Annotated in this window: 15 protein-coding genes; 4 read left to right on the top strand and 11 right to left on the bottom strand. The window is 58.8% G+C overall.

Annotation, left to right across the window (positions count from 1 at the left end; genetic code table 11):
* Window positions 1-84: 84 nt before the first annotated feature.
* From OHL16_RS00570 to dcd, 3 genes are all read right to left on the bottom strand, one after another.
* A complete protein-coding gene (locus OHL16_RS00570; protein ID WP_263365134.1) occupies window positions 85-792 on the bottom strand; it encodes a lipid-binding SYLF domain-containing protein in 708 nt (235 codons plus the stop codon).
* 333 nt (window positions 793-1,125) lie between these two features.
* On the bottom strand, window positions 1,126-1,761 hold the full coding sequence (locus tag OHL16_RS00565; RefSeq protein WP_263365133.1) for a response regulator transcription factor: 636 nt from the start codon (window positions 1,759-1,761) through the stop codon (window positions 1,126-1,128).
* Between the two features lie 64 nt (window positions 1,762-1,825).
* On the bottom strand, window positions 1,826-2,380 hold the full coding sequence (gene dcd, locus OHL16_RS00560; RefSeq protein WP_263365132.1) for a dCTP deaminase: 555 nt from the start codon (window positions 2,378-2,380) through the stop codon (window positions 1,826-1,828).
* Window positions 2,381-2,604: 224 nt separating this feature from the next.
* Here dcd and OHL16_RS00555 point away from each other — a divergent pair, with 224 nt between their 5' ends.
* Window positions 2,605-2,874 (top strand): HU family DNA-binding protein, encoded by a 270-nt coding sequence (locus OHL16_RS00555; protein WP_263365131.1) that lies wholly within the window; start codon window positions 2,605-2,607, stop codon window positions 2,872-2,874.
* Window positions 2,875-2,896: 22 nt separating this feature from the next.
* Here the strand turns inward: OHL16_RS00555 and priA are convergent, their stop codons facing one another.
* On the bottom strand, window positions 2,897-5,506 hold the full coding sequence (gene priA, locus OHL16_RS00550) for a replication restart helicase PriA (RefSeq protein WP_263365130.1): 2,610 nt from the start codon (window positions 5,504-5,506) through the stop codon (window positions 2,897-2,899).
* Between the two features lie 84 nt (window positions 5,507-5,590).
* Here priA and OHL16_RS00545 point away from each other — a divergent pair, with 84 nt between their 5' ends.
* The gene (locus tag OHL16_RS00545; RefSeq protein ID WP_263365129.1) at window positions 5,591-7,162 is read left to right on the top strand and encodes a hypothetical protein; all 1,572 of its coding nucleotides are present in this window, start codon (window positions 5,591-5,593) and stop codon (window positions 7,160-7,162) included.
* Window positions 7,163-7,185: 23 nt separating this feature from the next.
* Here the strand turns inward: OHL16_RS00545 and OHL16_RS00540 are convergent, their stop codons facing one another.
* Together OHL16_RS00540 and OHL16_RS00535 are read right to left on the bottom strand one after the other, a co-directional pair.
* Window positions 7,186-7,725, bottom strand: coding sequence for a cupin domain-containing protein (locus tag OHL16_RS00540; protein WP_263365128.1), 540 nt, complete (start codon window positions 7,723-7,725; stop codon window positions 7,186-7,188).
* A 75-nt stretch (window positions 7,726-7,800) separates the two neighbouring features.
* Window positions 7,801-8,421, bottom strand: a complete 621-nt coding sequence (locus tag OHL16_RS00535) for a GNAT family N-acetyltransferase (RefSeq protein ID WP_263365127.1) — start codon at window positions 8,419-8,421, stop codon at window positions 7,801-7,803.
* Between the two features lie 199 nt (window positions 8,422-8,620).
* Here OHL16_RS00535 and OHL16_RS00530 point away from each other — a divergent pair, with 199 nt between their 5' ends.
* Together OHL16_RS00530 and OHL16_RS00525 are read left to right on the top strand one after the other, a co-directional pair.
* On the top strand, window positions 8,621-9,304 hold the full coding sequence (locus OHL16_RS00530; RefSeq protein ID WP_263365126.1) for a ribonuclease T2: 684 nt from the start codon (window positions 8,621-8,623) through the stop codon (window positions 9,302-9,304).
* 220 nt (window positions 9,305-9,524) lie between these two features.
* Window positions 9,525-10,994, top strand: a complete 1,470-nt coding sequence (locus OHL16_RS00525; protein WP_263365125.1) for a hypothetical protein — start codon at window positions 9,525-9,527, stop codon at window positions 10,992-10,994.
* 320 nt (window positions 10,995-11,314) lie between these two features.
* On the opposite strand, the gene OHL16_RS00520 is transcribed toward OHL16_RS00525, so the two are convergent.
* The 5 genes from OHL16_RS00520 to OHL16_RS00500 form a co-directional block, all read right to left on the bottom strand.
* On the bottom strand, window positions 11,315-12,196 hold the full coding sequence (locus tag OHL16_RS00520) for a uracil-DNA glycosylase (protein WP_263365124.1): 882 nt from the start codon (window positions 12,194-12,196) through the stop codon (window positions 11,315-11,317).
* A 19-nt stretch (window positions 12,197-12,215) separates the two neighbouring features.
* Window positions 12,216-12,431, bottom strand: a complete 216-nt coding sequence (rpoZ, locus tag OHL16_RS00515) for a DNA-directed RNA polymerase subunit omega (protein ID WP_263365123.1) — start codon at window positions 12,429-12,431, stop codon at window positions 12,216-12,218.
* 71 nt (window positions 12,432-12,502) lie between these two features.
* Window positions 12,503-13,162, bottom strand: coding sequence for a guanylate kinase (gene gmk / locus OHL16_RS00510; RefSeq protein WP_263365122.1), 660 nt, complete (start codon window positions 13,160-13,162; stop codon window positions 12,503-12,505).
* Between the two features lie 57 nt (window positions 13,163-13,219).
* On the bottom strand, window positions 13,220-14,125 hold the full coding sequence (locus OHL16_RS00505; RefSeq protein ID WP_263365121.1) for a YicC/YloC family endoribonuclease: 906 nt from the start codon (window positions 14,123-14,125) through the stop codon (window positions 13,220-13,222).
* The gene (locus OHL16_RS00500; protein ID WP_263365120.1) at window positions 14,122-15,996 is read right to left on the bottom strand and encodes an ABC transporter ATP-binding protein; all 1,875 of its coding nucleotides are present in this window, start codon (window positions 15,994-15,996) and stop codon (window positions 14,122-14,124) included. Before OHL16_RS00500 ends, OHL16_RS00505 begins: the two co-directional genes overlap by 4 nt.
* Window positions 15,997-16,005: the final 9 nt, after the last annotated feature.

The following is a 16,005-nucleotide window of genomic DNA, read 5'->3' as shown; positions in this document are numbered from 1 at the left end:
TTCAAATCAAAAGAGAGGGCGGCCATTCGGCCGCCCCTGCCTTTACCGTTCTACTTCAACTCCACCTTCGAAACAAGATTCGATTTACTTCGTGCTCTTGGCCACAACAAAGTACTTTGCCACGGTTCGCACAAAAGGACGGGCCTCCATCGGGGTCGCCTGGTTTCCCTTCAGGATCGTCTCAAACGGAATGCCCGCGCCATACAACACTTTGGTGTCGTCCTCATTCTGCGACAGCACCGTGCCATCCAGGTCGATACCTGCAAACAAGCCCTTGCTGCGCGAATACGTCAGGAACTCTGCGTTCAACTTCCAGTCGGTTCCCGCCTTCGCGTCCCGGCCTACCGGGCCTGCTGATGCCGCAGCATCCGCGCCAACCTTGAACTTGTTCTTCAACATGGCCTGCAATCCCTGATCGTTCATGGCAATCAGAATAAGGTCCGTCGCCTGACCGCCAATCTGGAAGCCCAGGCTACCGCCCTCCAGTTGCACACACACTGGAGCGCTCCACCCCCTCGGTGTGCGACATGTTGCGACGCCTTGACCATACTCCGCCCCTAGGATGAACGCGCCCTTCTTGTAACTTGGAATAACCACGACACACTTGGCGTCAGATAGAATGCCCGATGGAATCGCCTTGTCCGGGGCAGCCATAACCTGCGTAATGACGGCGCTGGCATCGTTCATCCGCTGCGTTAGCTTTTCCTTATCTGTTGCTCCAAAAGCCGCCAGGGAACTGGCGATCAAAGCCAGTCCGCACGCAATCACATGAAGCTTCTTCAACCTGATCATTGTTTGTAGCCTTTCGCCTTACGGGCAAGTAATTTGTACCCTCGAGTACAAAGCCGTTGTTTCCAACATGATATGAGATGGAAGCCACAGCATTACGGGTTGTACCGCGCTTAGATCGCGCGCCCGACAGCTAAAGATCATACGCCCCCACAAAAAAATGGGGTTGTAGAGATAGTGCCCGGCCGAAGCCAGACGCGCTCTCTACAACCCCTCTCCCAGGTCTGTGTTGCTGAGATAACTTTGCCTTACCCCCCGGTATCCCACAACGGTACGGAGGTCTGTAGACCTTCGCGCCTTGTCGCGTTACCGGTTATCCCGCCGTAGACTAACGATTTACTTCTCCACCAGGTTCCGGCTTACCGCCTGCATCGTCAGTGCAATGCGGTTATCCACTCCCACTTTCCGCATCAGCCGGCCCACGTGGGCCTTCACCGTCGCGGCGTCAATCCCCAGCGCCGTCCCGATCTCGCGGTTCGGCCGCCCTGCCACCAGCAGCTTCAGCACCTGGCTCTCCCGCCCGGTGAACCTCGGACTCGCATCCCCCGCCCGCAGCTCCGTCCCTGTCTCCAGCAGCCGTGCCAACACCTTGCGCGGGGCCCAGATCGATCCGTCCTGCACGATCTCAATCGCCAGCAGGATCTCGTTCTCTTTGGCCATGTGCGTCAGATAGCCCTTAGCGCCAGCCCCGATCACCCTCTGGATGTAATCGTGATCGTCCTCAAGCCCAATCACAATCAGCCGTAGATGCGGTCGCGATCGCCGGAACGTCGCCATCAGTTCGAACAGGTGGTCCGTGCACGCCGCGTCGATCAGGATCAGCGAGACCCCTGACTCGTCCAGCGCGCCCGGAACCGACAGAGGGATCACCTCCGCCTTGCCACCCTCGGAAAAGATCGTCTGCAATCCGAGAATGCGCAGCGGGTCCGTGGCAATCAGGCCCATCCGCAACTGAGGCTTGCTCATGTTCATGACCTGTGCTGCTCAACAATGGTCTCGCGCAGCTATTCCCGAAAAATGGCCCGCAACAAGAGATCTAGAGCTTCGGCAGAACAATCCCCTGCTGTTTCTGATACTTCCCCTTACGATCTGCATAACTTACTTCGCAAACGTCATCGGACTGGAAGAAAAGAATCTGGCAAAGGCCCTCGTTCGCATAAACCCGCGCCGGCAGCGGCGTCGTGTTCGAGATCTCGAGAGTCACAAACCCCTCCCACTCCGGCTCAAACGGCGTCACATTCACGATGATCCCGCAGCGCGCATACGTCGACTTGCCGACGCAGATCGTCAGCACGTCCCGCGGAATCTTGAAGTATTCAATCGACCGCGCCAGCGCAAACGAGTTCGGCGGAATGATCACACTCGGGGCCTGCACCGACACAAACGACCGCTCGTCAAAGTCCTTCGGGTCGATAATCGCGCTGTTCACGTTCGTAAAGATCTTGAACTCGTCCGAAACCCTCAGGTCATACCCATAGGAAGAGAGACCGTATGAGATCACGCCCTCCCGCACCTGCTTCTCGCTGAACGGCGAGATCATTCCATGCTCGATCGCCTGTTGGCGAATCCAGCTGTCGCTTTTAATTGCCACTAGTTCTGCTTCCCTTCTCCATCCAATTTATGTGTCAACCAGGCCGTGTCGTGGCAAAATGGGGGCGGCAGCCCACAATCTTCCATTGCCTCATTAGATTCTTCATCTTACGGTAGCGTTCTGCCGTTGACAATCTCGATTCGAATTTCTACCATCACGGTACTAACCCAGGTCACGCAAGCTCTTTTTTACCAAAATTTACAGCCCAAGGACGGCGGCCCAGAATGATAAAGCAGGATCTCATACAGCGGGTTGTTGAGCGTACCGGCCTGCCACGTACAAAAGCAGAGGCCGCGGTAGACGCTATCTTCGAGAGCATGAAGCAATCACTGGTCGCAGGTGATCGCATTGAGTTGCGAGGCTTCGGCGTCTTCACCGTCAAACCAAGAAAGACCGGCATCGGCCGCAATCCAAGGACCGGAGCCGAGGTCACGATTGCGCCTGGCAAAGCGGTTCGCTTCAAACCCGGTAAAGAACTCCACTTGATCGACTAAGCCGCACTCGACAGCGGTGGATCTACATCAGGTGCACTGCATCTACGTCCACCACAAGGTTGCGACGCGGAATCCCCTGTGCCTCTGCGAACCGCAGCATCGCACGCAGAGCCTCCCCCAGCATCTGCCGCCGCTCTGCCTTCAATACAAAGTGGTACCGGTAGATACGCTTCAGCCGCACAATAGGCGCTGCCGCTGGCCCCAGCACTCTCACCCTCTCCAGCCGTGTCTGCTGAAACCACCGTCCCAGCGCACCCGACCACCCGGTCGCCTCCTCCAACCGCTCGCTCTGCACTACCACATTCGCCAGCACCGCATACGGCGGATAGTGCATCCACCGCCGGTACTGCATCTCCTTCGCCACAAACCCAGGATAGTCATGCTCTGCAGCGAACTTAACCGCATAATGGTCTGGATGATACGTCTGCACCAACACCTTCCCCGGAAGTTCTCCACGCCCCGCCCTGCCTGACACCTGCGTCAGCAGCTGAAACACCCGTTCCGCCGCGCGAAAGTCCGGCAGCCCCAGCGCAAAGTCAGCTCCCACCACGCCCACCAGCGTCACGCCATGAATGTCATGCCCCTTCGCGATCATCTGCGTCCCCACCAGCAGATTGATCTCGCCCGCATGCAGCCGCGTCAGCAACCGCTCCATGTCGGATCGTCCTCTGACGGTATCGCGATCCATCCTCCCGATCCGCGCAATTGGAAAGATCTCCTGCAACCGCTCCTCGCCCTGCTGCGACCCCGCTCCCAGGTAGTAAAGGTGCTCACTCCCGCACTTCGGACAAACCTTCGGCACGCCGCGCCGAAACCCGCAGTAGTGACACTCCAGCCGCTGCCCCGGCTGCGCAATCGCATCACTCCCTGACACCGGCTTGTGATATGTCATCGAAATCGCGCAGTTCTCGCACTCGATCTTCTCCCCGCAGCTCCTGCACATCACCACAAACGAATACCCGCGCCGGTTCAGCAGAATAATCACCTGCTCCCCGCGATCCAGCGCAGCCTGCGTCTCTTCAATCAGCTTGCGCGAAAAGATCTGCTCCTGCCCGGTCTCGCGGAACTCCTGTCGCATATCGACTAGTTCCACCGCAGGCAGCGGACGATCCGCCACGCGCTGCCGCATCTCCACCCGCGCATACCGTCCCTTCTCAGCATTCGCCCAGCTCTCGAGCGATGGCGTAGCCGACCCCAGCACTACCACTGCCCCCACCCCAGATCCGCTCAGCTTCGCCCGCATCACCGCCACATCCCTCCCGTGGTATCGCGGAGTCTCCTCCTGCTTGTAGCTCCCGTCATGCTCCTCATCCACGATGATCAGCCCCAGCTCCCGCACTGGAGCGAACACTGCCGACCGCGTCCCCACCACCACCCTCGCTTCGCCGCGCCGAATCCTATGCCACTGTTCAGCCCGCTCATCCGGAGTCAACTGCGAATGCAGCAGCGCCACTTCGTCTCCAAACGCTGCCACCAGCTGCCCCGTCATCGCCGGAGTCAGCCCGATCTCCGGAACTAGCAGCAGCGCCGACCTCCCCGCATCCAGCGCCCGCCGCATCGCCGCAAAGTAAACCGCCGTCTTCCCGCTGCCAGTCACCCCATACAGCAGATGTGGCGCAAACCCACCCTTCGCCATCGCCGCCGCAATCGTCGCCAGCGCCTCCATCTGCGCCTCGTTCAGATCATGCTGATGCGCATGCTTCTTGCCATGCTGAGCCACGCCACCGAAACGAAAATCCTCCGCGACCTCCTCAATCGCCACCAGCCCACGCTTCACCAGCGTCCCCAGCGTAGACTCCGGCACGCCAGCCCTACGCAGCGTCTCCTGCAGATCCCGCACACGCATCCGCCCATCCACGGCTGCCAGCTCCGCCATCACCGCCAACTGGTTCTCATTGAGTCTGGGCAGTCTCTTTCCTCCGAAACTTAAAACTGGAGTGTCATCCTGAGCGGAGCCAGTCGCGGCGTCACCGCGACTGGCGAAGTCGAAGGATCTGCTTTTCTCCTTGGCAGCCACTCCCTGCCCCACCAGCACCGCCACCTTCTCCAGCCGCCGAGCATCCCGCTCCTCAGCAACAGCCTCGCGTGTCAGCCACTTTTTCCTGACCATCCCCTCCAGCAAACTCTTGTTCGCCCCTGTAGCCGAACGCAAAGCCGACATCTTCGCCGCCTCACCACCCTCCAGATAGTTCAGCACCGAATACTCGCGATTCTGCTCTTCAGGAGTCAGCCGCGACCGCCGCGAACTTCCCTTCTCCGCGCCTTCATACAGCACCCGCCGTCCGGCCTCGGCGATCCTGTACACCACCTGCCGCTTCACCTCCGCCCCCAGCGGAAGCATCCCCCGCAGCACTTCGCCCAGCGGAGCCACATAGTACCCCGCGATCCACCGCGCCAGTTCCATCAACTCATCCGGAAGCAGTGCCGCATCATCCAGCACCTGTTGCACCGGCTTGATCTCGAACCCCTCCGCCGGCGTATCCTCGTGCACCCGCAGCACGATGCCCATCAACATCTGCCCGCTGAAAGGCACCAGCACCCGCGCCCCCACCACCGGAACCACACCATTCACCGCATAGGTAAACGTCTGGTCCAGCGGTACCGGCAAAGCAACATCGCAAAACAGAGGCATCTCTCCAGCTTAGCTCGCTCCAGAACTTCGTATGAATTTGTTTCCCAAAGTTAGGCATGGCATTATTCCGATGATGGTCCTCTCATGACGGAACCCAATCCGCCGCAGGCAGTGGAGCGCCTCTCTCGCTCCATCCTCGCCCTCTCCTTCGCCGGTGCCCTCGTATTCCTCTACCTGCGAACCTTCCTGCTTCCCGACACTCCCTTTGTCGGTATAGGCGACCAGATCCTCTTCTTCTCTCGCGCCGTGCGTATCGTTCACGGCCAGGTTCTCTATCGCGACTTCTTCGAGATCGTCCCCCCCGGCACTGACCTCCTCTACGCCGCGGTATTCCGCCTCCTCGGAATCCACGCCTGGGTCATGCCGGCCTTGGGCATCGCGCTCGGGCTCGGGCTCGCCTGTGTCATCACACGAATCGCCGGCAGAATACTCCATGGTCCGCTCATTTTGCTCCCGGCCCTGTTATTCCTTGTCTTCGATTTCTCGAGCGCCCTCGACCTCACCCACCACTGGTACAGCACTCTCGCCGCCCTGTCTGCAGTCAGTGTCCTTATGGGCGGCGCAAACCTCCAGCGGATCGTCGCCGCTGGTTCACTCTGCGCCCTGGCGACTCTCTTTACTCAGACCCAGGGTGCGCTCACCTTCCTCGCACTGGCCATCTACCTCTTATGGCTCAAGCGATCAGAGGCGGAGGATTCCGGTATCCTGATGCTGTTCGGAGCTCTCGTTCTGCCATTCGCCCTGATCCTCTCCTGCGTCCTCGGCTACTACAGCCACAAGGCAGGCTTCCGCACCATCTTCTTCGATCTCGTCCTGTTCCCGCTCCGATTTCTCTCCTCTGGCGAGGTCAACTCGCCCCGAACCTATCTCCGTCAGTTCCCGCCGGTCCAGTCACCAGCCGACATCCTTCGCCTGATCCCTTTCGTCTTCATCTACGCTATCGTTCCCTATATCTATCTCCTCGGCCTTTACCATCTGTGGCAGAGGCGCAGCGATCTGCCTTCTCGCCTTCGACAGCACCTTGTCCTCCTCCATCTCACAGGTCTCGCTCTCTTTCTGGCTGTCGCCAGCGGGCCAAGATTCTTTCGACTCAGCACCGTAGCTCCGCCTGCCATCCTCATCTGCACCTGGCTCTTCAGCCAGCCGAGTCGCGTTGCTCGATTCGTCCGCGATCTGCTCTGCATCCTGGCGGCGTTCTTTGTTCTGTTGCTGCCCCTCCGCCGCCAGACCCAATGGCACGCCACACTGAATCTACCGATCGGCCAAACGGCCTTCAGCGACATCCTCGTCTACCATGAATTTCAATGGCTCGCTCAACGGACCCACCCATCCGAGCTCTTCTTCAACAGCTCCGCTCTCTGCCTCTATCTCTCGCTCGCGAACCCCACCCCCTCCGAGTTCGTCAGCTACAACGACTTCACTCGCCCCGAGCAGGTATCTGCCGTCGTACAGTCGCTCCAGCGGCACCCGCCACACTTCGTTGTGTTGTTGTCCGAGAGTACGAAGTCCTCAGATGCCCGCGACCACGCCGCACCCTTCCGTCAGTACATTCAAGACAACTACCACCTGACCCAGGTTTTCCCCTTGCACGGAGCCACTCAATACGAGGAACAAGTCTGGGAATTTGGATCAAAACCTGACAACCATACCAGGTGACGTGTCCTAAAAACCGCCAATTCCTAAGCTGGAGTCGTCGCACTGATAAGCAACAGGCTCACCGTTCCCTCCGTGATCCGCCTATGCGGAGTCATTCGTGGCACCGAAAGATAATCGCCCTTATTCAGCGTCACCGTCGTGAACCCCTCCGACTCCGGAGCCAACCATTCCCCCGGCTTCGTCTCCCGCGTATTCTTCGGAGTCCCACCCAACTCATAGCGCGTCGAGCCATCGAGCACCTGGAAGACGTGGTCGCGGTGCGCATGATACTCAAACTCCTTCGCGGCCTTCTTCTCCTCCGCGCTCACCGTCATCGTCACCGCCACATCCTTCGCAGTGATCAAGTCCTTGGACCCCGGCGCGGCCTCAAAGCCCTTCACCAGCCCCTCAATCGACTGCGCTGAAAACACCTGAAACGTCGCAGCCCCTCCAACCACACCCGACTGCCCCCCCTCGGCGACAGCGGTCGAAGCACGAAGCAGCGTATCGGTCATGGGAACAGCGACTGCGGCGGCAAGCGGAGCCGTCAAAAGAAAGTTGCGGCGAGTCTGTTTGTTAGCCATGCCCAGAAGTGAATCACAACAATCCCTCCACATGCCACCCACAACGAACAACTGGCAACCAACAACTAACAACCATCACCGCATCAGCCCCGCCAGCCTCTCCTTCACCTCGGGCCACTCCGCCGCCACAATCGAGTACCGCGCCGAATCCCGCGCCGTAAAATCCGTCGCCATCCGATGCGCCCGCAGAATCCCCTCAAACCTGCAGCCGATCCTCTCCATCGCCGCGCGCGAACGCTCATTCCGCACATCCGTATGCAGACACACCCGCAACACCTTCCACTCCTCAAAGGCATGCGTCAGCATCAACGTCTTCGCCTCCGTATTCGCCGCCGTCCGAATCGCCTCCCGCGCATACCACGTATACCCAATCTCACAGGCATCTGGAGCGCCCCGCCCAAACCTCTCATGCCCCTCCGGCCACGCCCACCGCTCAATATCGAAGAACCGCGTAGACCCAATCACCACGCCATCCGCCACGCGAATCACCGCAAACGGCACAGCCGTCCCCGCCGCCTTCCACTCCAGCGCTGTCTCCACATACTTCGTCACCGCATCCAAACCCTGCGGCACCGCACTCCACCTGTAAAGCTCCGCGTCCCCCGCCGAAGCCTTCACCAACCCGTCAACATGCCCATGCGACAGAAGCTCAAGCCGGACATGCCCGCCCTGCAAGACAAAATCACTCGTACTCATGCCTTCAAAAATACCGCAGCTGGAGTTCTAGCTCTGAGACAATTCGACTCACAAATTGTCATCCCGGCCGGAGCGAAGCAGAGTGGAGGGATCTGATTTCCAGCTTTCCACCTACGTTTTCTTCCTACATTGATATTCAGAATCCTTGATTCAAGATGTCTGGTCTCACCAACCTGACACTTTGCTATCCTGACTCCCCATGAAGAAGCGAACCCTTCCCATCCTCCTCGGCCTTCTTCTCCCCATCGCAGCCTGCAACTCAGCCCCACAGCCCTCATCCGAGCGCGCTACTCCCGCAATTCAACATCGCACCGCAACAACCAACGCCCCGCTGCCAACCGCCCCACAAAACTTCGACTACTACCTCCTCAACCTCTCCTGGTCGCCCGAGTTTTGCTACTCCCACCGCACCGCCCCCGAGTGCGCTCAGCACCTGACCTTCGTTCTCCACGGACTCTGGCCCCAGAACACCGACGGAACCTACCCGCAGCACTGCTCCGACGCCCCCGGACCGTCCGACCCCAGCCAGTTCGCAGACATCTACCCCGACCCCGGCCTCCTCCGCCACGAATGGCAGACCCACGGCACCTGCTCCGGCCTCTCCGCCGATGCCTTCTTCACCACCGCCCGCAACGCCGTCCAATCCGTCGCCATCCCGCCAACCCTCACCCAGCTAACGCAACAGATCTCGCTCCCACCGAGCCAGATTCTTGGCCTCTTCACCGCCAGCAACCCCGGCATCCCCGCCTCCAGCCTAGTGCTCAGCTGCGGCAACAATTACCTCACGGCCATCGAGGTCTGCATGGACAAACAACTCCACCCCACCGCCTGCGGCCCTCTACGCTCCTGCCGCGCAAACACCGTCCGCATCCCTCCACCGTAAAGCTTAGCGAGACCTCATTTGCGCTTCTTGTCTTAGAGCGGTCATTCTGAGCGCAGCGAAGAATCCCTGTATTTCGCCCGGACCGCCCAACCAATTCGGGAAGCCACTGCCGGGTGTCGTTCGAAAAGTGACTCAAAACCTCTTACGCACCCGGCTATCGCCATCCTCACGGGCCCGGGTAGATATACTTCCCCCAATGCAAATAAATTGGCGAACGCTATTGAAGTGGCTTTTCGTTCTTCCAACGATTGCACTCAGCACCCTGGCGGCCATGGCCGGACTTGAGTTTTCCGTTCTGCTCGACCGCCCAGCCTTAGCGCTGGCTTCCTCCCTCCACTTCAACTGCACCCCCTCTCTGATCCTGCATGTGATCGATCTCTTGACTTTTTTCGCCGTCATCCTGCTTTGGGTCCTTCCACCTGTCTTTGCTGTAGGATTCGCTCTCCGTGCCCGATGGGCCTCATGCTTGCATTGGGGATTCTCAATTTCACTCCTGCTTCTTGCCGCGTTTGCTTGGTATCGCAACAATCTCGATGAGCCTATCCCACTTCGCTGGGCAGTTGTGGCCACCTTGATTCTCCTCGTCTCCGAAAGGCTTGCATCGGCGCGAAAGCTTCTGTCAAACAAGAAGCTCATCGCCACTCAAATAGCCGCCCTGTTCATTCTGTTCGCGCCATACCTGAGCGCGTTGCTCTTTGCTCAGAAACTGCCGCCCATACCGCGAAAGCTATGGTCAGTCGTGCTCCAGAACGGAACATGGCAGGCCATGAATACTGGCTCGGAGTTTGAGGCAACGCGCCACACGGTCTTTGCGGGTGACCGTATCGTTGCGGTCTTTGACGCCGAGAGGCCTTTCTATGATGGCAAGCGACCGATGTCCAAATATTGCATATCGTCATTGGATACTGCGACCGGAGCAGTGAAAAATCAGACGGAGTTTATGGCACGTTGGGGCGCTACGCCTCTGCTCTTCGCGACGAATACCGATCACGTCATCCTTGAGAACGGCTCATTGCAGCAACTCAAGCCGGACCTCTCCCCAACGGGAAAGACATTCACTCCGGACCATGGCCGAGTGATAAATATCTCTCCTGACGGCACCACCTTAGCGGCGGAAACCTATTCCGGCACCACTTCCAGTACCACGCTGCTCGATGCAAATAGTTTCGTTTTTTTGGTGAGTCTGTCGGATTCTGTGCCAACCTCCATCAGTCGGCAGGCAATGCTAAGTGACAACCATTTCTGGCTAAAAGACTACCCAAACGAGTACGCCTTTATTACTAAAACCGATCCACAAGGCAGCAAACTGATCTTCCACAGTGTATGCGGCCTACGCCCCCAGTTCTTGACACAGGATCGAATCCTGTCAATTAGCTGCGGCAGCATCCGCATCTTGGACGCCCAAGGAAAGATCATCAGCGAAACCCGCAACCCCGGACTGGGAACCACCTTCGCCGGCGTGAATCGAATGGGAACGCGCTTTGCGCTACAGGCAAGCGATCAACGGGGCGACCCACCCATGCTCCTCTACGAGCGCTTCTTCATCTACGACACAAACACCGCCAAGCCAATAGCAACGATCTCCGTCGACGACCTGCCGGAGCGACAATCCTGGACCGCGTTCTCCCCTGATGGACATCTCTTCGCCGTAGGCAATCCAAACAAGCTCAGCCTGTACGAACTTCCATAAGCTTCCTTCCGGGAACTGAAGCGACCGCGATGACAATCCGAGAAGACTTCATGATGTCCACAGAAAATCCTGTCAAGCCCCCAAACCACTCAACCCAATCCAAATCAACGACTTCCAAGTGGCAGACTAGTTTCTCCAACTTGATAAAATAGAAATAGATCAAAGCCCCGGTTATCTCGGGGCTTTTTCCTTTAACCCGCAACCCTTTTGTTTTGAATATTTTGACCGCTAAACCCTTGAGATGGAATATTTTACGCAGGAGGTCCCAGCCTAACCCATGATTTTTGAATATTTTACGCAAAAACCAAGGGGGAGGGGTACTACCCCTTCGCCGGAGCTTTCAGCCCCATCTCCTTCATCACCATCTGCAGGTCCTTCCATGCCTCAGCCTTCTGCCGCGGATCCCGCAGCAGAAACGCCGGATGGTACGTCACCGCCAGCTTCGCCCCGCGGCAGCCATGCCACTGTCCGCGCAGGCCCGCCAATGACTGCTTCACGCCCAGCAGGTACGTCGCCGCCGTCGCCCCCAGCGCTACGATCACCTCCGGCTGCACCACATCAATCTGCTTCAGCAAAAATTGCGAGCACGTATTCGCCTCGCCCGGCTCCGGCACGCGGTTCTGCGGAGGCCGGCACTTCACAATATTCGCGATGTAGACCTGCTCCCGCGTCAGCCCCATTGCGCCAATCATGTTGTTGAGCAGTTGCCCGGCCTTCCCCACAAACGGCCGCCCGGAGGCATCTTCATCCGCGCCCGGCCCCTCACCCACAAACATCAACCGCGCGCTCGGATCGCCCTCGCCGAACACAATCGTGTGCCGCCCAGCATATGCCAGAGGACACCGCGTACAATCGCCGATCTCGTCCAGGATCGCTTTCAGTGCAGCAGGACGCGCCTCTGCCGCCAGCCGGCTCGCAGGCAAAGGAGCAAGCAAATCGAAACTCACAGGTTTTGGAATGGAAGACTCCGCAAAATCCGGCTTGAAAATATCCGGCTTCGTCTCTTGTTGAACCGCAACCGGCCGCGCAGGCGCAACCACCGGCTTCACCACCGCAGGCTGCACCTCGGCGGCAGCCGCCACCGGAGCAGCAACCGGCTCTTCGAAAACTACCGGTTCGCCACGTCGGTAAAAGTCATGCACACCAAGATCGCGGAGGTATTCGACATACGCCCGCAGCTGATCTTCAACCTCGCCTGCCATGACTTCTATGCTATCGCGGCTAGTGATGCAGTGTGTTCTCCAACGTCGGCTCCGCCGGCTTTTCGCCGAGCACGAACTTCACATGTCCCTGCCTGATCTCGTCCTGCGCCACGCGGCAAGCCTTCATCGACTTCGCCGTAATCAGCGGAGCCGCGCCGGACTGCAGTTGACGAGCCCGCCTGGCAGCACCCTTCACAAGGCTGTACTTATTGAACATCGGGCCTTCCGTTGTCATGCGTTCACCCCGTGGTCTGAATGTACCTCAGCCCAAAAAAAAATCAATCAATTTCGCTAAGCTTGCCGCCATTATCCGCCAAACGCGTTCAAAACAGCTCGCAGCTTTGGCGAAGCGGCATCTGTCCGGCAGCTCTTCGCAAGCGTCTCCACAGCCTCGCGCGCGGAGCGCTCATACAACACAATCGCCCGCATCTCGGCCACAGCCTGCTCCAGAACATCGTTCACCAGCGCGTACTTGTAGTCCCAGACCTGCTTCAGTTCGTTCCGCGCCTCAGCCAGCCGCTTCTGGATCACAGTCTCCGAGGTCATCTTCTCGGCTGCGCTCCGGTTCCGCAGCCGCATCTCCAGCACCTCGGGACTCGGCGGCAGAATGAAGATCGACACCGCCTCAGGCAACTTCTTCATCACCTGAACCGCGCCCTGCACATCGATATCCAGCAGCAAGTCCTTCCCCGCCTCCTTCGCATGATCGAGCGCCGAGAGCGCCGTGCCGTAGTAGTTCCCGAAAACCTCCGCCCACTCCAGAAAGTCTCCGGTGGCAATCATCCGCTCAAACTCTTCTCGACTCGTAAAGTGATACTCGCGCCCGTTCTCCTCCGAACCACGCGAGGGGCGCGTCGTATACGAGATCGAAAACTCCAACCCTTCCACCATCGACCGGAGCTGACTCACCAGAGTCGACTTCCCCGAACCTGAAGGCGCCGAAATAATGAAAAGTATTCCTGCCATCCGCCCCTTGCGCTGCCTTTTTGTCTGATATCTGAAGTTTACCTGCTGCAACGGCGACTACTCCAGATTCTGCACCTGCTCCCGCGCCTTCTCGATCTCAGCCTTCATCTCCAGCCCCAACTCCGTTATGCGCAGGCTGTTCTCGCCAGTCGCCGCACTCGTCTTCGAGAGCATCGTATTCGCCTCGCGATTCAGCTCCTGCAGCAGAAAGTCCAGCCTCTTGCCAAGCTCGCCGCCCTCGTCGAGCAGCGCGATAAACCGCGCCACATGCGTCCGCAGCCGAACGATCTCCTCTTCGATATCGCTCTTTTCCGCAAGCACCGCGGCCTCGGAAAGCACCCGCTCCTCGCTCACCGCTACGCCATCGGTCAACTCCGTGAGCCGCGCCCGCAACCGCTCGAACTGCGCCTCGCGAACGCCATTGCGCAGTCCGACCATCTCTTCGCCGAATGCTCCCAGCCGTCCCATCGAAGCGCGCAGCTCCGCCGCCAGCGCAGCACCCTCTGCTGCGCGACCCTCATTCAGCTTCGTCACCACCTCAGGAATCAGCGCCAGCACTGCAGTATCCAGATCCGAGCTCGCCTCCGCTCCCACACTGCTCTCCACGCTCATCATCCCCGGAACGCGCAGCATCGCATTCAGATCGGGCTCATTCGCCAAACCGTGCAGCTCCGCGGCCTTCCGAAATGCTTCGATGTAGTCGTTAAGCAGCTCCGTATTCAACTGAATCTGCGCTGTCGTGTGCCGCTCCACCTGCAACGACACTTCGACGTGGCCGCGCCGCAGAAGCTCCTTCAGAACCCTCCGGAGCTGAATCTCCAGCCCGTCGCAGTATCCCGGCAGCCGCATATGCAGATCGAGAAAGCGATGGTTCACGCTCTTCATCGCCAGTGTGAAACCAGGCCCGTTCTCAACTGCTCCACGCTGGCTCGCAAACCCTGTCATCGAATAAATCGGATTCAAGCAATCCCCTCCAGTCCAGCAACCGCCACGGCGTCCCCATTCCGGACCGGAACCGCAACACGCTCTTCCCCGAACTGCATGTCATACAGCCGCCGGTAGGTCCCCGACTTCTGCATCAGTTCCTCATGCGTCCCCATCTCCGTGATGCGCCCGGACTCAATCACCGCAATCCGAGTCGCTCGCCGCACCGTCGAAAGCCGATGCGCAATCACAAACACCGTCCTGCCCTGCATCAGGTTCGCCAACGCGGCTTGCACATACTGTTCGCTCTCCGTATCGAGAGCCGAGGTCGCCTCGTCCAGAATCAGAATCGGGGCATTCTTCAGGATCGCCCGCGCGATCGCCAACCGCTGCCGCTCGCCTCCACTCAGGCGCACTCCCTTCTCGCCGATCCTCGTGTTGTACCCCTCAGGCATCTTCATGATGAAGTCGTGCGCCAACGCCATCCGCGCCGCCTCCTCCACCTTGCTCATCGGAACATCCGGCTGCCCATACGCGATGTTGTTCCGCACCGTGTCATTGAACAGAACCGTCTCCTGCGTCACCTTGCCGATCTGTTGCCGCAGTGAAGCGATCGTGACATCCCGAAGATCGTGCCCATCGATCGAGATGCTGCCCTCAGTCACGTCGAAGAACCGCGGAATAAGATTCACCAACGAGGACTTCCCTGCACCGCTTGGTCCCACCAGGGCAATCACCTCACCCGGCTTCACCTCAAGGTTGATTTCCTGCAGCACCTGATGGACCTCTCCATCATCGGAGTACCCAAACCCCACCTGGTCAAACCGAATCTCCTTCTGGAACCCCTTCAGCACATAGGCGCGCTTCTTCTCGACCACATCATCCTGCGCGTCCATGAACTTGAAGATCTCTTCGCTCGCTCCCAGCGCTTGCTGAAAGCTGTTGTAGAACACAGGCAACTTCCTGACCGGATCGTAAAGCATGACAACGGCGCCCAGGAACGCGGTAAAACCACCCGCGCTATCTCCGTGGAGGATCTGAAGCCGCCCCAGATACAGCAGCAGCGCAATCGCGATTGCTCCGAGAAAATCCATCAGCGGCGAACTGATCGACTGCACAGCAACAGACCGCAAATTTGCGCTCAGCAAGCGATCCGCCGCCTTTCGAAACCGCCGCATCTCCCATAGCTCCATACCGAACGCTTTGACGATGCGGTTCCCTGTGATTGTCTCGTGCACAATATTCTGAATTTCAGCCAGCTTGTCCTGACCTGTCCGAGTCGTAGTCCGCACTTTGCGCCCGATTCGGCGCGCAGAACCGAGAATGACTGGAATGAAGAGCAGCAGCACCCAGGCCATCTTGCCGCCGACGAGAACCACGACGCCCACCATGAAAATCAGCGTAAAAAGCTGTTGGAGAAAATCGCTCAGCACCGTGGACATCGCCATTTGCACGCGCTCGACATCGTTGATCAATGTTGAAAGCAGCGTCCCGGTCGTATGCTTCTGGAAGAACGCCACCGACCTCCGCAGAAGAGCGTTGTAAAGATCGTTCCGCAGGTCTGTGATCATTCCGAATCCAGCTTTATTCGCCAGAAGCGTACCCAGATAGTCGCAAATCGACTTGATGACCGCCGAGCTTACCAGCGCCACCGCCACAACGGTCCATGCATTGTGAAAGCGATGAGGAAACAGCACCTGCAGATTGATGTCCACCTGCGAATGCGGCACCCTGAACATCAGAACCTTGTCCGGCGCGGCCTTCGCGCTCAACACGTTGTCAATGATCGGCTTGATGAGCAGGATGCGAAACGCAGCCATCGCTCCAACGATGGCCATCAGCACAACCGATGCCATTGAGTACAGGGCATACGGTCGCACATACGCCAACAATCGCCAGATGCGCCTCAAGCCGCCACT

Source organism: Edaphobacter bradus (assembly GCF_025685645.1).
Lineage (GTDB): Bacteria > Acidobacteriota > Terriglobia > Terriglobales > Acidobacteriaceae > Edaphobacter > Edaphobacter bradus.
Note: the sequence above shows the minus strand (reverse complement) of the source record. Positions and strands in the feature narration are given on the sequence as shown.

Coding starts and splice junctions, on each gene's coding strand:
- OHL16_RS00570 (WP_263365134.1), bottom strand. CDS start 792: ATGATCAGGTTGAAGAAGCTTCATGTGATTGCGTGCGGACTGGCTTTG.
- OHL16_RS00565 (WP_263365133.1), bottom strand. CDS start 1,761: ATGAACATGAGCAAGCCTCAGTTGCGGATGGGCCTGATTGCCACGGAC.
- OHL16_RS00555 (WP_263365131.1), top strand. CDS start 2,605: ATGATAAAGCAGGATCTCATACAGCGGGTTGTTGAGCGTACCGGCCTG.
- priA (WP_263365130.1), bottom strand. CDS start 5,506: ATGCCTCTGTTTTGCGATGTTGCTTTGCCGGTACCGCTGGACCAGACG.
- OHL16_RS00545 (WP_263365129.1), top strand. CDS start 5,591: ATGACGGAACCCAATCCGCCGCAGGCAGTGGAGCGCCTCTCTCGCTCC.
- OHL16_RS00540 (WP_263365128.1), bottom strand. CDS start 7,725: ATGGCTAACAAACAGACTCGCCGCAACTTTCTTTTGACGGCTCCGCTT.
- OHL16_RS00535 (WP_263365127.1), bottom strand. CDS start 8,421: ATGAGTACGAGTGATTTTGTCTTGCAGGGCGGGCATGTCCGGCTTGAG.
- OHL16_RS00530 (WP_263365126.1), top strand. CDS start 8,621: ATGAAGAAGCGAACCCTTCCCATCCTCCTCGGCCTTCTTCTCCCCATC.
- OHL16_RS00520 (WP_263365124.1), bottom strand. CDS start 12,196: ATGGCAGGCGAGGTTGAAGATCAGCTGCGGGCGTATGTCGAATACCTC.
- rpoZ (WP_263365123.1), bottom strand. CDS start 12,431: ATGACAACGGAAGGCCCGATGTTCAATAAGTACAGCCTTGTGAAGGGT.
- gmk (WP_263365122.1), bottom strand. CDS start 13,162: ATGGCAGGAATACTTTTCATTATTTCGGCGCCTTCAGGTTCGGGGAAG.